Source organism: Flavobacterium soyae, assembly GCF_021245985.1.
Taxonomy (GTDB): Bacteria; Bacteroidota; Bacteroidia; order Flavobacteriales; family Flavobacteriaceae; genus Flavobacterium; species Flavobacterium soyae.
In genome coordinates this window covers 233,464-249,732 of sequence record NZ_JAJQXA010000006.1, presented here as the reverse complement: position 1 = coordinate 249,732, position 16,269 = coordinate 233,464, and the positions used below count along the sequence as shown (strand labels likewise).

Here is a 16,269-nt window from a genome sequence, read left to right as displayed (position 1 = left end):
CTTCTAAGATGCTGAGTTTCTAAGATTCTAAGTTTTCTTTTATATACTGTAAAATCGAAACATCAAAATTTTGCTGATGATTGATAAACATGCTTTTTATTGGCAGGTAATACAATTGAGAAACCAGCTTTGAATCTTTTAAGCGAACATAATCTTTCTCGGTTGTAATAATTTTTCTTCCGTTTGCTTTATTTTGGATAGAATCTAAATCGGCATCAGAAAAATGATGATGATCCGGAAAAATCAAACATTCGTCATTTTCATTTTTTAAATAATCAAAAAATGGTTTTGGTTTTGCAATTCCTGCTAAAAGCAGCTTTGATTCTGATTTAATTTCATCAACAGCAATCTTTTCATTTTTGCCATAAATTACAGTATCATAATCTATAAAAGTAAAGAAAATCTGCTGTGAATAATTTAGCTTTAATTTCAAACGAATCTCAGCTTGTTTTTCTTCCGATAAATTATTTGGACATTTAGTAACCACAACAATATTAGCTCTGTTGGCTCCACTTCTGCTTTCTCTTAAATTTCCTGTTGGCAGCATAAAATCATCTGCATATAAATCTCCGTAGGAAGTCAGCAGAATATAAAATCCAGCTTTTACTTTTCGATGCTGATAAGCATCATCTAATAAAATTACCTGTGGCTTATTTTTTTGCGAAAGCAATTGTGTAATTCCGTTTGTACGATTGGCATCAACTGCAACCTGAACATTTGGGAATTTTTGATAAAATTGAAAAGGCTCATCGCCCAGAATTTCAGCATTCGAAACTGCATCTGCCAAAACAAAACCTTCCGATTTTCTTTTATAACCCCGGCTTAAAGTCGCCACTTTATATTTATCAGATAATAACCGAATCAAATATTCAATTTGCGGAGTTTTCCCGGTTCCGCCTACGCTTAAATTTCCAACTGCAATAACCGGAATATCAAAAAAAGTTGATTTTAAAATTCCTTTGTCAAAAAGAAAATTACGAATGCTGGTTATGAATCCGTATAGAATGGCGAAAGGGAAAAGTATTTTTCGAAGTAAGTTCATAGAATTATTTATCTGAATAATGATCCATTGCAGAAACAATAATAACAGTCACAATTTCCTCTTCTACCCTATAAATTAGTCGGTCTTTTTTATTGATTTTTCTCGACCAATAACCTGTATAATTGTATTTCAATTCTTCTGGCTGTCCTTCCCCAGAAAAAGGACTTTCCGTTAATTCTAAAAGTATTTTTTCAATTTTTTTAATAGTAGCTTTATTTCCTGATTTATAGTGATTTTTTAAATCCCTACGAGCAATATCCTCAAAGTCTACAAAATACTTCCCCATATATCATCAGGATTTAATCTTGTAGTTTTTCCTTTTTTAATATTTGCTTCTGCTTTTTTAATTTTCGCAACAAATTCAGGACTATATATACTCTCTGTTTTTTTAATTTTTTTTGAATCTGTTTCAATAATCTCTATTCCATCTGCATTTTTAAAAAAAGATTCAGACATAGCGATAAAAGCTTTTCCCGCTTTAGTGCGTTCGTTAATTTTTATTGTTATTGTAGTCATGTTTATCAATTTAAACACAAAGATACAAAATTAGTAATAGCCGTAATACTGTATTATCCGTATTACTAACTACAAAAAAATATCAAATATTTTAAAGTTGATATGTTTCTTCGTTAATTTGTTTTAGCTTTAAGGTTTGTCATCTGTTGAAAAAACTTGAAACCTGAAACAATAAAACTTGAAACAAAAAATGAAGATCAAAGACATTATAACCGTACTAGAAGAAATGGCACCTCTCGCCTATGCAGAGGATTTTGACAATGTGGGACTTTTAGTAGGAAATCTGGAAAACGAGAGTAACGGAGTTTTAGTTTGTCATGATGCGCTAGAAAATGTAATTGAAGAAGCAATAACTAAAAATTGCAATCTCGTAGTTTGCTTTCATCCTATTTTATTTTCTGGAATTAAAAAAATTACCGGCAAAAACTATGTCGAGCGAGCTATTTTAAAAGCCATTAAAAATGATATTGCAATTTATGCCGTACATACTGCTTTAGACAATCATTCGCAGGGAGTTAATAATATTTTCTGTAATACCTTAGGTTTAATAAACACCAAAATTTTAATTCCAAAACAGCAATTTCTGCAAAAATTAGTTACTTACACCGTTCCTGAAAATGCTGAAAAAGTTCGAAATGCCATGTTCGAAGCCGGTGCAGGAACTATAGGAAATTATGATAACTGCAGTTTTAATTCTGAGGGCTTTTTTACTTTTAAAGGAAATGAAAAAAGCAATCCGGTTATTGGAGAAAAAGAAAAATTACATACCGGAACCGAAATAAAAATTGAAGTTATTTTTGAAAAACATTTACAATCCAGAGTTTTAAAAGCACTCTTAACGAATCATATTTATGAAGAAGTGGCTTATGAAATCTACGATTTACAAAACGCACATCAAAATATTGGTTTAGGAATGATTGGCGAATTAGAAAATGAAATGGATGAAAAAGAGTTTCTACTTTATGTAAAAGAAATTATGATTGCACGCGGTATTCGTCATTCTGCCTTTACCGGAAAAAAAGTAAAAAAAGTAGCTGTTTTGGGTGGCTCGGGAAGCTTTGCCATAAAAAATGCAATTCAGGCTGGAGCCGATGCATTTTTAACTGCTGATTTAAAATATCATCAGTTTTATGAAGCAGAAAACAAGTTACTTTTAGCCGATATTGGTCATTTTGAGAGTGAACGCTATACAAAAAACTATATTGTTGATTATCTTCGAAAAAAAATTCTTAATTTTGCGATCATTTTATCGGAAGAAAATACAAATCCAGTTAAGTACTTATAGAATATGACGAATACGAAAGAATTAAGTGTTGAGGACAAGTTAAGAGCAATATATGATTTACAGCTTATTGACTCTAGAATTGACGAAATCAGAAACGTTAGAGGAGAACTTCCTTTAGAGGTTGAAGATTTAGAAGATGAAGTTGCAGGTTTGAGCACTCGTTCAGAAAAACTGAAAGGTGAACTTGAAGTGATTGAGGAGCAAATCAAAGCAAAGAAAATTGCTATTGAGGAGCATAAAGAGGTTATCAAGAAATACACAAAACAACAAGAATCAGTTCGTAACAACAGAGAATTTAATTCTTTGACAAAAGAAGTTGAATTTCAGGAATTAGAAATTCAATTAGCTGAAAAGCAAATCAAAGAAATGAAAGCTTCTATCGAGCACAAAAAAGAAGTTATTTCTAATTTAAAAGAAAAACTTGATGCTAAAAGCTCTCATTTAAAACATAAAAAATCTGAATTAGATGCTATTATGGCTGAAACTCAAAAAGAAGAAATCTTCTTATCTGAGAAATCAGCTGAATTTTCAGCTCAAATCGAAGACAGATTATTAGCTGCTTACAACAGAATCAGAAGCAGTGTTCGTAACGGATTAGCTGTAGTTTCTATCGAAAGAGGAGCTTCTGCAGGATCTTTCTTTACGATTCCGCCGCAAACTCAGGTTGAAATCGCTTCAAGAAAGAAAATCATTACTGATGAGCACTCTGGAAGAATTTTAGTTGACACTCAATTAGCAGAAGAAGAAAAAGAGAAAATGGAACAATTGTTCTCAAAATTCTAAATATCAAGTCCCGATTAAATCGGGACTTTTTTTTGCCATTATTTTTGCCGCAGATTAAAAGGATTAACACAGATTAAATTATTCTTATGCTGAATAAAATCTTTTTAATCCTTTTAATCTGTGACAAAACATTTTTTACCTTTAGAAAAAATTTAAGTTTTGGGAATTAAAAAAGGCATTCGTTTTATTACATTAAAATCAGTTGGATCTTATATTAACTTTTTGAGTTATGTGCGCCCGCAAAAAGCTATGGAACTTTCTTATGCTCTTTTTAGTCAGCCAAGAATTGGGAGATTAAAAAAAGAAACACTTCCAAAAGTTTTAAGAAATACAGAATCAGAAATTTTCCATCATAACGAACATCATTTTCAAACCTATATCTGGAAAGGAAATGAAACCAAAATTTTATTGGTTCACGGTTGGGAAAGTAATGCTTCACGCTGGAAAAAAACATTACCTCATCTACAAAAATCAGGAAGTACTATTATTGCAATTGATGCGCCCGCCCACGGTCAAAGCAGCGGAAAAGAATTTAATGTTCCGCTTTATGCCGAATTCATCAATAAAGCCGTAGAAAAATATCAGCCAGAAATTATTATTGGACATTCTATTGGCGGTGCAGCCTGCGTTTATCATCAGTATTTATTTCCGAATACGAGCATTAATAAAATGGTTATTCTTGGCGCTCCGTCTGATTTAAAAACTTTGATTGATAATTACATTTCAATGCTGAGTCTAAACAGCAAAATGTTAACTCTTTTAGAAAGCAAATTCATAAATCGCTTCAACTTTAAACTGGAAGATTTTTCAGGACAAAAATTTGCATCTCAATTTACTATTCCTGGTTTCATTGCGCATGATACTTCTGATAAAATTGTGGCTTTCGCCGAAGGAAAAAAAATAGCCAGCAACTGGAAAAACAGTCAGTTTATTGAAACCAAAGGCTTAGGCCACGGGATGCATGATGATGAATTGTATCAAAAAGTGATTGAGTTTCTTTTTGAAGGAACAAAGTAACAGAGGTTCAAAGGGACAAAGTTTTTCCAAAAATCTAAAATCTGAATTCTAAAATCAAAAATCAAAATGATCGCAGTAATTTTTGAAGTTATTCCTAATGAAGGAAAAAAAGAAGAATATCTTGATATCGCTGCAAGTCTGCGTCCTGAATTAGACCATATTGAAGGTTTTATTTCTATTGAGCGATTTCAGAGTTTTTCTGATCCTTCAAAAGTTTTGTCATTATCTTTTTGGAAAGATGAAGAAAGTATTCAGCAATGGAGAAATCTTGAAATACATCGAGCTGCGCAGGCAAAAGGCCGAAATGAGGTTTTTAAAGATTATCATTTACGAATTGCAACTGTTGTTCGTGATTATGGAATGTTTGAAAGAAAAGAAACTCCTGAGGATAGTTCGATTTTTCATGATTCTTAGAAAAGGTTCAAAGGTGCAGAGGTTCAAAGTGACAAAGGTTTTTTTTATAGATTCTGAGGTTCTGAGTTGCTAAGGCCCTAAGTTTCTTTTTTGGTATAAGCTTTTGAAAATCTTAAATTCTAAGAAGTCTAACAATCTAAGAAGTCCTAAATTTTAGCTACTTTTGCAGTATGGAAGAAAATCTTAAACGTCTTAATAAATTTATTGGTGAAACGGGTTATTGTTCCCGTCGTGAAGCCGATAAATTGATTGAAGAAGGGCGTGTAACAATAAATGGCGCTGTGCCGGAAATGGGAACTAAAGTTTCGCCAGATGATGAAGTACGCATAGACGGAAAATTAATCGTGGAAAAGCACGAAAAAATGATTTATTTGGCTTTCAACAAACCGGTTGGAATCGAATGCACCACCAATCTTGAAGTTCGAAATAATATTGTGGATTATATCAATTATCCGAAACGTATTTTCCCAATTGGAAGATTGGATAAAGCGAGTGAAGGATTAATTTTTATGACGAATGACGGTGATATCGTAAATAAGATTTTACGCGCCAGAAACAATCACGAAAAAGAATATACGGTTACCGTAAACAAACCTATTACAGATCGTTTTATTCAACGAATGGGAAATGGTGTCCCGATTTTGGATACTGTTACCAAAAAATGTAAAGTAGAACAAATCAGTAAATACACTTTTAAAATAATTCTGACCCAAGGTTTAAACCGTCAGATTAGAAGAATGTCTGAATATTTGGGTTATGAAGTTACGGCTCTTAAACGTATCCGAATTATTAATATTTCTTTGGATATTCCGGTTGGTCGTTACCGCGATTTAACCGATGCTGAAATTAAAGAATTAAATCAGTTAATTGAGCCTTCGAGTAAAACAGAAGAAGCTAGTCTTCCTAAAGTTGAGGCTCCAAGTCAAAGTACTAATCGAAGAACAACGTTTATTTCTAAACACGATCCCCGATTTAAAAAAAGAGGTGACAACAATTAAATAAAAGTCCCATTTGAAATTTCAAATGGGACTTTTAAATTTATTTCTTATTATCTAAAAATTCATAATACAAAGCCTTAGATAAAAAACCTGCATTTTGATAATTTGAAATTAATTCTTCTCTTATACCTTCATCATAACCTCCGCTTAGATTATTTTTTGAAAAATAGTCTCTTCTGGCATCATCATTAAAGTTTAATCCGCTTAAAAATACTGGTTCTACTCCTTTATTTACCGAAATATTATAACTGGTTACTAAATTTCCCCAATTTACATAACTGCATATCAATATTGTTGCATAGAAATACCAAACCATTTGATTGAAAAGATAGGCATTTGTTTTTTGTTTCGTTATTTTTAAGAAAGAATAAACTAAACCGATAATGGCTAAAATTAAAAAAGCATAAACTCCGAGACGTTTGTATGTTAAACCGTAAAAAGAAACATATTCTGAGTTTTTAACTATGGCACTTACAATTAAAACTACATTTAATACAATCCATGTTTTTGCCAGTTTTTTTAATGTTGTGGCTTTTTCATCAAAATTGAATCCACCTTTAAAGTAAAATAAGATTACGCCAACTGCCATTAAGATTGAAAATATAACTGCATTTACTCGTTCGTGCGTATCTGCACTTAGGTTTGTTTTTTCGACTACTTCAAAAAATTGCTCGTAATTATATGTTCCAATGAAGATTAGAAGCATAATATTCAACATAAATAATGTGATCACCCCGCTTTTTCTTTCAAAATCCAAGTCTAAGAATGAGAATGTACTTTGATTTTTTACTTCAGAAATATTCGTGAATTCATTGTTTAGTTTTGGATTGAACTGATAAGAAATATCCGGAACCCAATAATTCCAAAAACTGAATGAGATATAAAATCCTAAAATGCACATAGCTATTAATTGAGGCAGATTAATATCTAATGTATAATCAGTAAACAATGAAGAGAAATGATTGCTTCCGAATGAGTAAACGATAAAAAATAATCCAAGAAATATTACCGGAATAATTACAAACGCTACTATTTTTTTAGCAAAATCATTGTGAATTTTTCGTTCAGGAAGCCATTGGCTAAATATAAAAATACGCCCTATTGTAGTGATTCCGTTTAGGAATATTAAGGGGAAAATCTGAATGATTTTAAGTTCTCCATCCTGTGTTTTAAATTGCAAAAACAAAATTGATAATGCTAAAGCAAAAAATGATGCAGCGTCTCCATACCACGCAAAGGCGAAACAAGACAAAATAGAGGTCATAACAAGAACAAGATGTGATCTGTTTACAAACTTTTCCTGAAAGAAATAACTAATTAACAGAGTAAGTATCACTCCAAAAATAGAAATGTTGATTCCCACAGATTCATTGTAAAAAAGCAGTATAAAAACCGCTGTACAAGCTAGAATAATTTGATGTTTTTTCATGATTTTAATTTTTAAAAGTACTTTGTAATTCAAAGTTTTTAGGTAAAAAAATATAGTTATTAGGATTTCATTAATTTTTCGAGATAAGAAAGGTGTTCTTTAAACGCTGCGCGGCCTAGCGGCGTTACCTGATAAGATGTTTTTGGTTTTTTACCAACAAATTCTTTCTTAACTTCGATGTATTCAGATTTCTCCAATGCTGAAGAATGACTTGCTAAATTACCATCGGTGATATTTAAAAGCGTTTTCATCTCGGTAAAATCTACCCAGTCGTTAACCATCAGAACGGACATTATACCCAATCTGACACGGCTTTCAAAATCTTTATTTAGTTTATCAATAATTCCCATTGGGTTATTTGTATTTTTTGAACATCACCAATCCATATGCGATATGCAGGATACCAAATCCTAAGATCCAAAATAGTAAACTATATCCAATATAAAAAAGCGAAATACATCCTAACAAAAGCTCAGAAAAGCCTAGATATTTTATATCTGAAAATGTATATTTTTCAGCATTGATAACGGCTAGTCCATAAAATAATAAAGTAGACGGTGCTACTAAACCGTAATATCCGTGGTATATTAATGCTAAACAAAATATTCCTCCTGCTGCCAGTGGAACTGCCAGATTAAACAACATATTTTTTGTGGCAGAGGTCCAAATTGGCAAATTGTATTTTTTGCTTTTTCTAACAGTAAAAAAAGTTCCAAATACAAATGCGCAAACTAAAATTATTACCCCAATCCAGATTAATTCTGAAACTAAGCTTCCGGATAATATTATATGTTCATCCGTAAAATATTCTATGCCATTTACTTTAAAAAGCTGATAGACATATAATCCGCCTATCAATGCCGAAAGTCCCGCGAAAACTCCTGAAAGTCCGCTTAACGATATAAATCTTGAAGAACGTTCCATCATGGAACGAATATGTGCTAAATCTTCTTGGTGCTTTTGATTCATAATTAAAGTACTTTGCATTACAAAGTTATTATTTATTTTGAATTAACAAATAAAAAAATGCATTTTTATTTTAATTATTTGTAAGTGTAAAAATGAATTGCGTTGCGTAGGTATGAAATGTGTAATCCCTACGGGATATTTTATCACGGGGATATAAATATTATGCTACCGATATATAACTCCTAACGGAGTATCTAGGAGAGATTAAATATCGGTAGATAAAAACATATGTCACGAATTTTGTCCTGTAGGGCAATATCATTAAGTTAAGCTTTTAGAAAATAAAATTATTGCAAATCAAATCCGTGTTTATCAGCGTTTTTACGAAGTAAATCTGTTTTATCCGCATCACAATTAGACGCTGATTTTACTGATTCGCTAAAGCGAAAACGCTGATAAAAACTGATTTTTCTAATGACTTTCTTAATTAAACTGTTAAGTAATTTTATAGATTTCTTCTTAACTTAATGACATTGCCCATAGGGACTACACATTTAATTGATCCTGAAATTATACCTACAAGGTTTTGGAAACCTTGCAGGAACGGGATTTGTTTTTACCTGAGTGTGCGTGAGGGATAGGAGCTGGCTACCGAAGTAGCGCGGATAGCCCGACCGTCCCGATATAAGAAGGCCTATTTACATAAAGTATATTGGCCTTCTTATATCGGGACGGTCACGCCCAAAGTATAAAAACAAAAAAGCCTATTCGTAATGAACAGGCTTTTACATTATTATAAAATTTCAATTTAAAACCATCTTCTTCTTTTGAATAAAAAGACTCCGAAAGTTGATAAGATAACGGAGACTAACAGCAGAATCCAGATTCCGTATTTACTTTCTTCCAGACCATTTGGCACGTTCATTCCGTACAAACTGGCGATTAAGGTCGGAATCATTAAGATGATCGAAATTGAAGTCATCTGCTTCATGATGTTATTCATGTTGTTTGAAATTACCGAAGCGTAGGCATCCATCATTCCGGTTAAGATGTTGCTGTAAATATTAGCGGTGTCTTGTGCCTGGCTTAATTCGATTTCAACATCTTCCAGTAAATCTGAATCGTAATTTGCTTTATACGCTTTTAGGTTTTTAATGCGTTGAAACAAAACATCGTTTGCTTTTAATGAGGTAATAAAGAATACCAAACATTTTTCGATTTGAAGCAATGCTTGTAGTTCTTCATTTTTAATTGACTTTTCTAAATTATCCTCTGCCAGTTTTATCTTTTGATTGACTTGTTTTAAGTATTTCAAATACCAAACGCTTGATGAAAGAAGCAGTCTCAAAACCCAGTCGAAATTGTCTTTAACCTGAATATTTTTGCGTCGGGAATACAACATAAAATCATATATGATTTCTGTTTTGTAAAAAGTTATGGTTACGCAGACATCATTTTTAAAAATTACGCCTAGCGGAATGGTTTGAAAAGGGAGTTTAATATCGTTACTTTTTATAGGAACGCGCATGATGATAAGCGTCCAGCCGTCTTCAATTTCTATACGGGGTCTTTCGTCAATATCTTCAATATCATTGTAAAAAGCTTCGGGAATTTGAAGTTCTTCTAGTAAATATTTTTTTTCTGTTTCTGATGGATCTTCAATGTTTATCCAGCAGTTTGGAGTCCATTTTGGTATTTCTAGTAATCCGTTGTCATTTGTGTAAAAGGCTTTCATTTCAAAATACAGGGGTTTAGCGCAGCATTTTGAAAGATTTCAAAAGCTGCTTTTAATTTAATACTAACGAATAATAATCGTCCATTTGGAGAAGTGTTTTTTAAGTGTGGCAAAAGTATCCTTTATTTTTAAGAACCAAAACTTTAAAGTATTAATTAAATATTAAAATGGTTTTTAAACACATAGAAACATAGATATTATAAGTGTAAAAAGGCATTTCATTTTTTCTAAGCAAACATAGTTAGAGCCAGCTATGTGAGAGAAATTTGCTTCTCTTTTGTATTCTTTTATAGACTTAAATCTATGTTTCTATGTGTTAGAAAATTTTCAGTTGTATAGTACAAAAAAGCCTGTTCAAATTGAACAGGCTTTATAAATTATATTAGAAACAAATTACTTGTTTTTCTGGCTTCTCATTTTACGTGCTAAAAGTGTATTTTTAAGCAGCATTGCAATTGTCATTGGCCCTACTCCACCAGGAACTGGTGTAATAAATGATGCTTTTTTACTTACTCCGTCAAAATCAACATCACCTTTGATAACGTATCCTTTTGGGTTTGATGCGTCATCTACGCGAGTAATTCCAACGTCGATAATTGTTACTCCTTCTTTTACCATATCAGCTTTTAAGAATTCCGGAACTCCTAAAGCTGTAATAATAATATCGGCATTTTTAGTAAACTCGGCTAAGTCTTTAGTACGGCTGTGAGTTAGAGTAACTGTCGAATCTCCCGGGTTTCCTTTGCGGCTCATTAAAATACTCATTGGTCGGCCTACGATGTGGCTTCTTCCAATTACTACGGTATGTTTTCCTGAAGTTTCTACTTTGTAGCGTTCTAACAATTCCATAATTCCAAATGGTGTTGCCGGAATAAAACTTTCCATTTCAAGTGCCATTCTTCCAAAGTTAGTCGGGTGAAATCCATCTACATCTTTATCAGGATCGATTGCTAATAGGATTTTTTGCTCGTCGATATGTTTCGGTAAAGGGAGCTGTACGATATATCCGTCTAGGTTATCATCTTCATTTAACTCTTTAATTTTAGCAAGCAGTTCATCTTCGGTAATTGTTTCCGGCAGACTTACTAAAGTTGAATCAAATCCGATTTCCTGGCATGATTTTACTTTACTTCCTACGTAAGTTAAACTTGCTCCGTTTGTTCCAACTAAAACGGCTGCTAAATGAGGTACTTTTCCTCCGGCTGCTTTTATGGATTGAACTTCGGCTGCAATTTCGTTTTTAATGTCGTTAGATGTTTTTTTACCGTCTAGTAGCTGCATTTGTTTTGTTTCAGGTTTATCTTTTTGTTTCAAGTTTCAGGTTTCACGTTATTTGTGAAACTTAAATATTATGTAATTAAAAAAGTTTCAAGTTTTGGCTTCTTAACTTGAAACCTGAAACTTGAAACTTTTAATTTTATTATCTCGGCATTCCTCCTGGCATTCCTTTCATGCCTCCCATCATTTTCATCAGGTTTTTTCCGCCTGGCCCCTGCATCATCTTCATCATCTTGCTCATTTGGTCAAACTGCTTCATTAACTGATTTACCTGCTCGACTTTCGTTCCGGAACCTTTTGCAATTCTGGCTTTTCTTTTTACGTCGATAATGGCTGGTTTGCTTCTTTCTCCTGGTGTCATGGAGTGAATGATTGCTTCAATATGTTTAAAAGCATCATCTTCTATTTCTACATCTTTCATGGCTTTTGAAGCTCCTGGTATCATTCCTACCAAGTCTTTCATATTACCCATTTTCTTTACTTGCTGAATCTGCGTTAGGAAGTCGTCAAAACCGAATTCGTTTTTAGCGATTTTCTTTTGAAGTTTTCTTGCTTCTTCTTCATCAAATTGTTCCTGAGCTCTTTCTACAAGCGACACAACGTCTCCCATACCTAAAATACGCTCAGCCATACGATCTGGATAGAAAACATCAATTGCTTCCATCTTCTCCCCTGTACCTACAAATTTGATTGGTTTGTTTACAACCGATTTGATCGAGATTGCTGCTCCACCACGAGTATCACCATCTAATTTCGTTAAGATAACTCCATCAAAATTCAGGATATCGTTAAAAGCTTTTGCTGTGTTTACAGCGTCTTGTCCTGTCATAGAGTCGACAACGAACAATGTTTCCTGAGGCTGAATTGCTTTGTGTACACGCGCAATTTCGTCCATCATTTCCTGATCGACTGCTAAACGTCCTGCAGTATCGACAATAACTACATTGAATCCGTTTGCTTTTGCGTGTTTGATTGCGTTTTGAGCAATCTCTACAGGATTTTTATTTTCTGGTTCTGAGTAAACCTCAACACCTATTTGATCTCCAACAACGTGAAGCTGATTGATCGCCGCAGGACGGTAGATATCACACGCTACAAGAAGTGGTTTTTTATTTTTTTTCGTTTTTAAGAAGTTGGCTAATTTTCCTGAGAAAGTAGTTTTACCAGAACCTTGAAGTCCAGACATTAATATAACGCTTGGATTTCCAGATAAATTAACCCCGGCAACATCACCTCCCATTAATTCTGTCAGCTCATCTTTTACCAGCTTCACCAATAATTGTCCTGGCTGAAGCGTTGTTAAAACGTCCTGACCAATTGCTTTTTCTTTTACTTTGGTTGTAAAATCTTTAGCAATTTTAAAGTTAACGTCGGCATCAAGTAAGGCACGACGAACTTCTTTTAAGGTATCGGCAACGTTTACTTCTGTAATTTTACCGTGTCCTTTTAATATATGGAACGCTTTATCTAACTTTTCACTTAAATTATCAAACATACTATTTTCTTTATTTGAAGTGCAAAGATAATCTAATTAGATATTTCAGGCAATTTTTATTTGTGTGCAATTTTTTGCCACGAAGGCACAAAGACACAAAGTTTATTTTGTTTTTTCTTGTCAAGGTACCAATTTTTTCTTTTTCGCAGATTTAGCAGATCGGCAGATTATTTTTTAGATAGAATATGAAAAAATCAGCTATATCTACTAAATCTGCGAGAAAAAAAAGCGCAAAAGAAAAAACCTTTGCGCCTTTGTAACTTTGTTCCTCTGAACCTTCTAAATTAAAATTGGAAATAGATAAACGGTTGTGAGCCGGCTACTGCTGTTGCGTAAACGATCCAGTAAACGAAGCCCAGAATTATTGCTTTTATTAGTAATGGTGTATTATCAAAAACCAATTTCATTTTGTCTGTGATAACTTCTGGTAAGAAATGCCAAACATATCCGAATAACATTAATAGGAACACATTTTTATATCCTAAAACTATGGCTTTCCAGTTTTGCGGCTCGAAAGTTAACTGACCAATATTATTTATTACCTGCAAGGCTGTTTCGAAATCTCTTGCACGAAAGAAAATCCAGCAGAAAACTACAAAATGGAATGTTATTAAGATTGAAAAGAATCTCCATAAGAAATTACTTTTCCCATCTTTTTTAGAAGGAAAGAATTCAAGGAAAATTTTGTGAACCGCTAAAGCTAATCCATGTAAAGCTCCCCAAACTATAAATTGCGCTCCGGCTCCGTGCCACAATCCGCCTAAAAGCATTGTGGTAAAAAGGTTAAAATTGGTTACTAAGGTTTGCTTTCTTTTACTTGAAAACAGAAATGATAAACAAAAAAGCAAAATGGAACCAAACGCAACAATCAACGGAATTATACTGGTATTGTAACTTGTAATTCCCCAAAGCAATAATCCGAAGAAGAATAAACTTGGGAATAAAAATCCGGCAAATGAACCTTCTCTGTTTCCTCCTATCGAAATGTATAAGAAATCTTTTAACCAGGTCGAAAGTGAAATGTGCCATCTTCTCCAAAAATCGGTAATCGAGGTTGATTTATATGGCGTTCTAAAGTTGGCTGGTAATTTGAATCCTAGCAACAAAGCGATTCCAATTGCCATATCTGAATATCCTGAAAAGTCGCAATAAATCTGGATGGCATATCCGTAAGAGGCCATTAAATTTTCGAACGAAGTATAAGTCAATGGCGTATCAAAAACACGGTCAACAAAGTTTACTGAAATGTAATTTGAAATTACTGTTTTCTTAATTAATCCGCCAATAATCAAAAACAAGGCGTTGTTTACATCTTGTTTTGTCAAGTTTAATTTTTGGTAAATCTGCGGTAAAAAATCTTTTGCACGCACGATTGGTCCGGCAACTAACTGCGGAAAAAACGAAACAAAAAACAAATATTCAATGTAATTTTTAGTAGGTTTAATTTCTTCACGATAAATTTCGATAATGTAACTCATCGATTGAAAAGTGTAGAACGAAATCCCGACTGGAAGAAAAATATCATGAAATTTAAAATGTCCATTGAACATATCGTTGTATGTTCCAATCATAAAATTCATGTATTTGAAATATCCTAATAATCCCAAATTCAGGATTACACTAATTACAAGATATATTTTCTTGGCAGCGACTTTTGTTTCTTTATAGATAATCTGGCTCAAGCCATAATCTACAACTGAAGAAAGTAGTAACAGTAAAAAGTAAATTCCGCTTGACTTGTAATAAAAGAAAAGCGAGAAGAGAATAACGTACGTTAATCTTAAATAAAATGTTTTGCGTAAAAAGCCGTACACAAAATAAAAAACCAGAAATAATCCTAAGAATAAACCTGTATTAAATAATAGTTTTTCGTCTGGATTATAAATAAACCAGCTTTTAACTTGTTCTATTGTAATTGCACCAAAATCTTGAATGAACCAATTATTGATGTTATCTATTGTTATCAACTTACTTCTTTAATTTAAAATTATCGTATGCTTTTAAAAATGCCTCTGAAAACAAATTCCCTTGTTTTTCGTATCCTTTTTTAGAATAATGAACCCAATCCGGGCCAATTAATTTTGCCGATTTTAGATTTCGAATTCCTTCCATTCCTCCAAATTCATCGTATAAATCCCAAACTGCAAAACCATCTGTCTGCGCGATCTCGATAATTTGTTTTGTGTAATTTTGAATGAATGTATTTGGTCTTTTTCTAAGCAGCGATGGCGGCGGCGTCATTACAATTATCGGAACATTTATATTCTGCGCTTTTATATTGCTTATAAACTCTCTTAATTGCTTTATATAATTTCCCGATTCTAATTTCTCGTAACTTTCATTTGTTCCGAGAGAAAACACCAGCATATCCGGATGTAAAGCTTTTAACTGCTCAAAAAACAACGGATATTTATTATAATCTGAATATTTTGCTCCGTTTACTCCAATGCCGCTGTAGATTAATCCCGGTGAGTCTTTTTCTAAAACAATTCCGTTTAGTTCAAATTTTGAAGCTTTTTTATTCGGAATCAAATAAATTTTATCTAAAGCTTTTTCTGAATTATAATAGTGCGAATACGAGTCAGATTCCATGTTTAAAGAAACATATTCAGATGTTTTTATATTTCTTGACTGCGTTTCGTTTGTTGGAATTTTCAATATTCTTCCTGCACGAATGTTATTTGATTTTAGCGAATTCGCTCTTTTTATCTCAGCAATTGAAACATTATATTTATCAGCAATTACAGAGATGGCTTCTCCTTTTTTAATTTTATGCTTAATTATTTTAGGTTCTGCTGTTTCAATAAATTTTGTTTGAGATGCTGTTGACAAATCAAACATATCTTCATTTTTGGGAGTTATTATTTTTATTGAATTAAACTTATACGACGGATCTTTAATATTCAGTTCTAAAACAAATCCGCCAGAATCTCTCCAAAGTCCGATACCGCTTAAACCAACAGGATAATTTCTAACCGGATAAATGTTTCGATATGTTTCCCAAACTCTGTTGCAGCGAAAACGCTCGTTATATGATCCGTTTGTTTTAGCCAGTTGATACGGAAAAACTAATCCGCGGCCGGCATTACCGAATTTTCTTTGCAGATTTTTCCTGATTTCATTGGTCATTAAATCTCCCTGAATGTGAGAATCTCCAATATGAACAATATTTATTTTTTGATTATTGTTGCTTTCATTGTCTTTTAATTTCTTAAAAAAACTTTCTAAAACTTTCGCATTATAAATATTATTTCCGTTGAAAGATTCAACAGTTGTTGAATCGACTTTACTAACCATATTTTTAGTTATTGGAGGTGAGACTGGATTTTGCGGTTTATCATTTGTTGAGAAAAATAGACAACAAAAGA

At 32.8% G+C, this 16,269-nt stretch carries 16 protein-coding genes; 5 read left to right on the top strand and 11 right to left on the bottom strand.

What is annotated here, in order from left to right; genetic code table 11:
* Positions 1 to 19: 19 nt before the first annotated feature.
* Genes lpxK through LUU93_RS10260 form a run of 3 tightly spaced genes read right to left on the bottom strand, consistent with a single transcriptional unit; the run spans position 20 to position 1,558 of the window.
* Positions 20 to 1,042, bottom strand: coding sequence for a tetraacyldisaccharide 4'-kinase (lpxK, locus tag LUU93_RS10270; protein ID WP_232680896.1), 1,023 nt, complete (start codon positions 1,040 to 1,042; stop codon positions 20 to 22).
* A gap of 4 nt (positions 1,043 to 1,046) precedes the next feature.
* Complete coding sequence (locus tag LUU93_RS10265) at positions 1,047 to 1,328, bottom strand: Txe/YoeB family addiction module toxin (RefSeq protein ID WP_232680891.1); 282 nt, start codon at positions 1,326 to 1,328, stop codon at positions 1,047 to 1,049.
* A complete protein-coding gene (locus tag LUU93_RS10260; RefSeq protein ID WP_073486552.1) occupies positions 1,310 to 1,558 on the bottom strand; it encodes a DUF2683 family protein in 249 nt (82 codons plus the stop codon). Before LUU93_RS10260 ends, LUU93_RS10265 begins: the two co-directional genes overlap by 19 nt.
* A gap of 190 nt (positions 1,559 to 1,748) precedes the next feature.
* On the opposite strand from LUU93_RS10260, the gene LUU93_RS10255 reads away from it, so the two are divergent.
* The 5 genes from LUU93_RS10255 (at position 1,749) to rluF (ending at position 6,055) form a co-directional block, all read left to right on the top strand.
* A complete protein-coding gene (locus LUU93_RS10255; protein WP_232680888.1) occupies positions 1,749 to 2,843 on the top strand; it encodes a Nif3-like dinuclear metal center hexameric protein in 1,095 nt (364 codons plus the stop codon).
* Positions 2,844 to 2,846: 3 nt separating this feature from the next.
* A complete protein-coding gene (locus LUU93_RS10250) occupies positions 2,847 to 3,626 on the top strand; it encodes a zinc ribbon domain-containing protein (protein WP_232680886.1) in 780 nt (259 codons plus the stop codon).
* A gap of 159 nt (positions 3,627 to 3,785) precedes the next feature.
* The gene (locus tag LUU93_RS10245; RefSeq protein WP_232680884.1) at positions 3,786 to 4,643 is read left to right on the top strand and encodes an alpha/beta fold hydrolase; all 858 of its coding nucleotides are present in this window, start codon (positions 3,786 to 3,788) and stop codon (positions 4,641 to 4,643) included.
* Between the two features lie 66 nt (positions 4,644 to 4,709).
* On the top strand, positions 4,710 to 5,057 hold the full coding sequence (locus LUU93_RS10240; RefSeq protein ID WP_232680883.1) for an antibiotic biosynthesis monooxygenase family protein: 348 nt from the start codon (positions 4,710 to 4,712) through the stop codon (positions 5,055 to 5,057).
* Between the two features lie 170 nt (positions 5,058 to 5,227).
* Complete coding sequence (gene rluF, locus LUU93_RS10235; protein WP_232680882.1) at positions 5,228 to 6,055, top strand: 23S rRNA pseudouridine(2604) synthase RluF; 828 nt, start codon at positions 5,228 to 5,230, stop codon at positions 6,053 to 6,055.
* Positions 6,056 to 6,095: 40 nt separating this feature from the next.
* Here the strand turns inward: rluF and LUU93_RS10230 are convergent, their stop codons facing one another.
* The 8 genes from LUU93_RS10230 to LUU93_RS10195 all read right to left on the bottom strand — a co-directional run bounded on the left by LUU93_RS10230 (position 6,096) and on the right by LUU93_RS10195 (position 16,198).
* A complete protein-coding gene (locus LUU93_RS10230) occupies positions 6,096 to 7,484 on the bottom strand; it encodes a DUF4153 domain-containing protein (protein ID WP_232680881.1) in 1,389 nt (462 codons plus the stop codon).
* Between the two features lie 59 nt (positions 7,485 to 7,543).
* A complete protein-coding gene (locus LUU93_RS10225; RefSeq protein ID WP_053472423.1) occupies positions 7,544 to 7,834 on the bottom strand; it encodes a winged helix-turn-helix domain-containing protein in 291 nt (96 codons plus the stop codon).
* Positions 7,835 to 7,838: 4 nt separating this feature from the next.
* Positions 7,839 to 8,453, bottom strand: coding sequence for a hypothetical protein (locus tag LUU93_RS10220; protein ID WP_232680880.1), 615 nt, complete (start codon positions 8,451 to 8,453; stop codon positions 7,839 to 7,841).
* Between the two features lie 748 nt (positions 8,454 to 9,201).
* The gene (locus LUU93_RS10215; RefSeq protein WP_232680878.1) at positions 9,202 to 10,128 is read right to left on the bottom strand and encodes a magnesium transporter CorA family protein; all 927 of its coding nucleotides are present in this window, start codon (positions 10,126 to 10,128) and stop codon (positions 9,202 to 9,204) included.
* Between the two features lie 393 nt (positions 10,129 to 10,521).
* Entirely contained in the window at positions 10,522 to 11,409 is an 888-nt protein-coding gene (locus tag LUU93_RS10210; RefSeq protein ID WP_232680876.1) for a bifunctional 5,10-methylenetetrahydrofolate dehydrogenase/5,10-methenyltetrahydrofolate cyclohydrolase, read from the bottom strand.
* 139 nt (positions 11,410 to 11,548) lie between these two features.
* Complete coding sequence (gene ffh / locus LUU93_RS10205; protein ID WP_232680875.1) at positions 11,549 to 12,901, bottom strand: signal recognition particle protein; 1,353 nt, start codon at positions 12,899 to 12,901, stop codon at positions 11,549 to 11,551.
* A 284-nt stretch (positions 12,902 to 13,185) separates the two neighbouring features.
* Entirely contained in the window at positions 13,186 to 14,868 is a 1,683-nt protein-coding gene (locus tag LUU93_RS10200) for an MBOAT family O-acyltransferase (protein WP_232680874.1), read from the bottom strand.
* Position 14,869: 1 nt separating this feature from the next.
* Positions 14,870 to 16,198, bottom strand: a complete 1,329-nt coding sequence (locus tag LUU93_RS10195) for a GDSL-type esterase/lipase family protein (protein WP_232680872.1) — start codon at positions 16,196 to 16,198, stop codon at positions 14,870 to 14,872.
* Positions 16,199 to 16,269 lie beyond the last annotated feature (71 nt).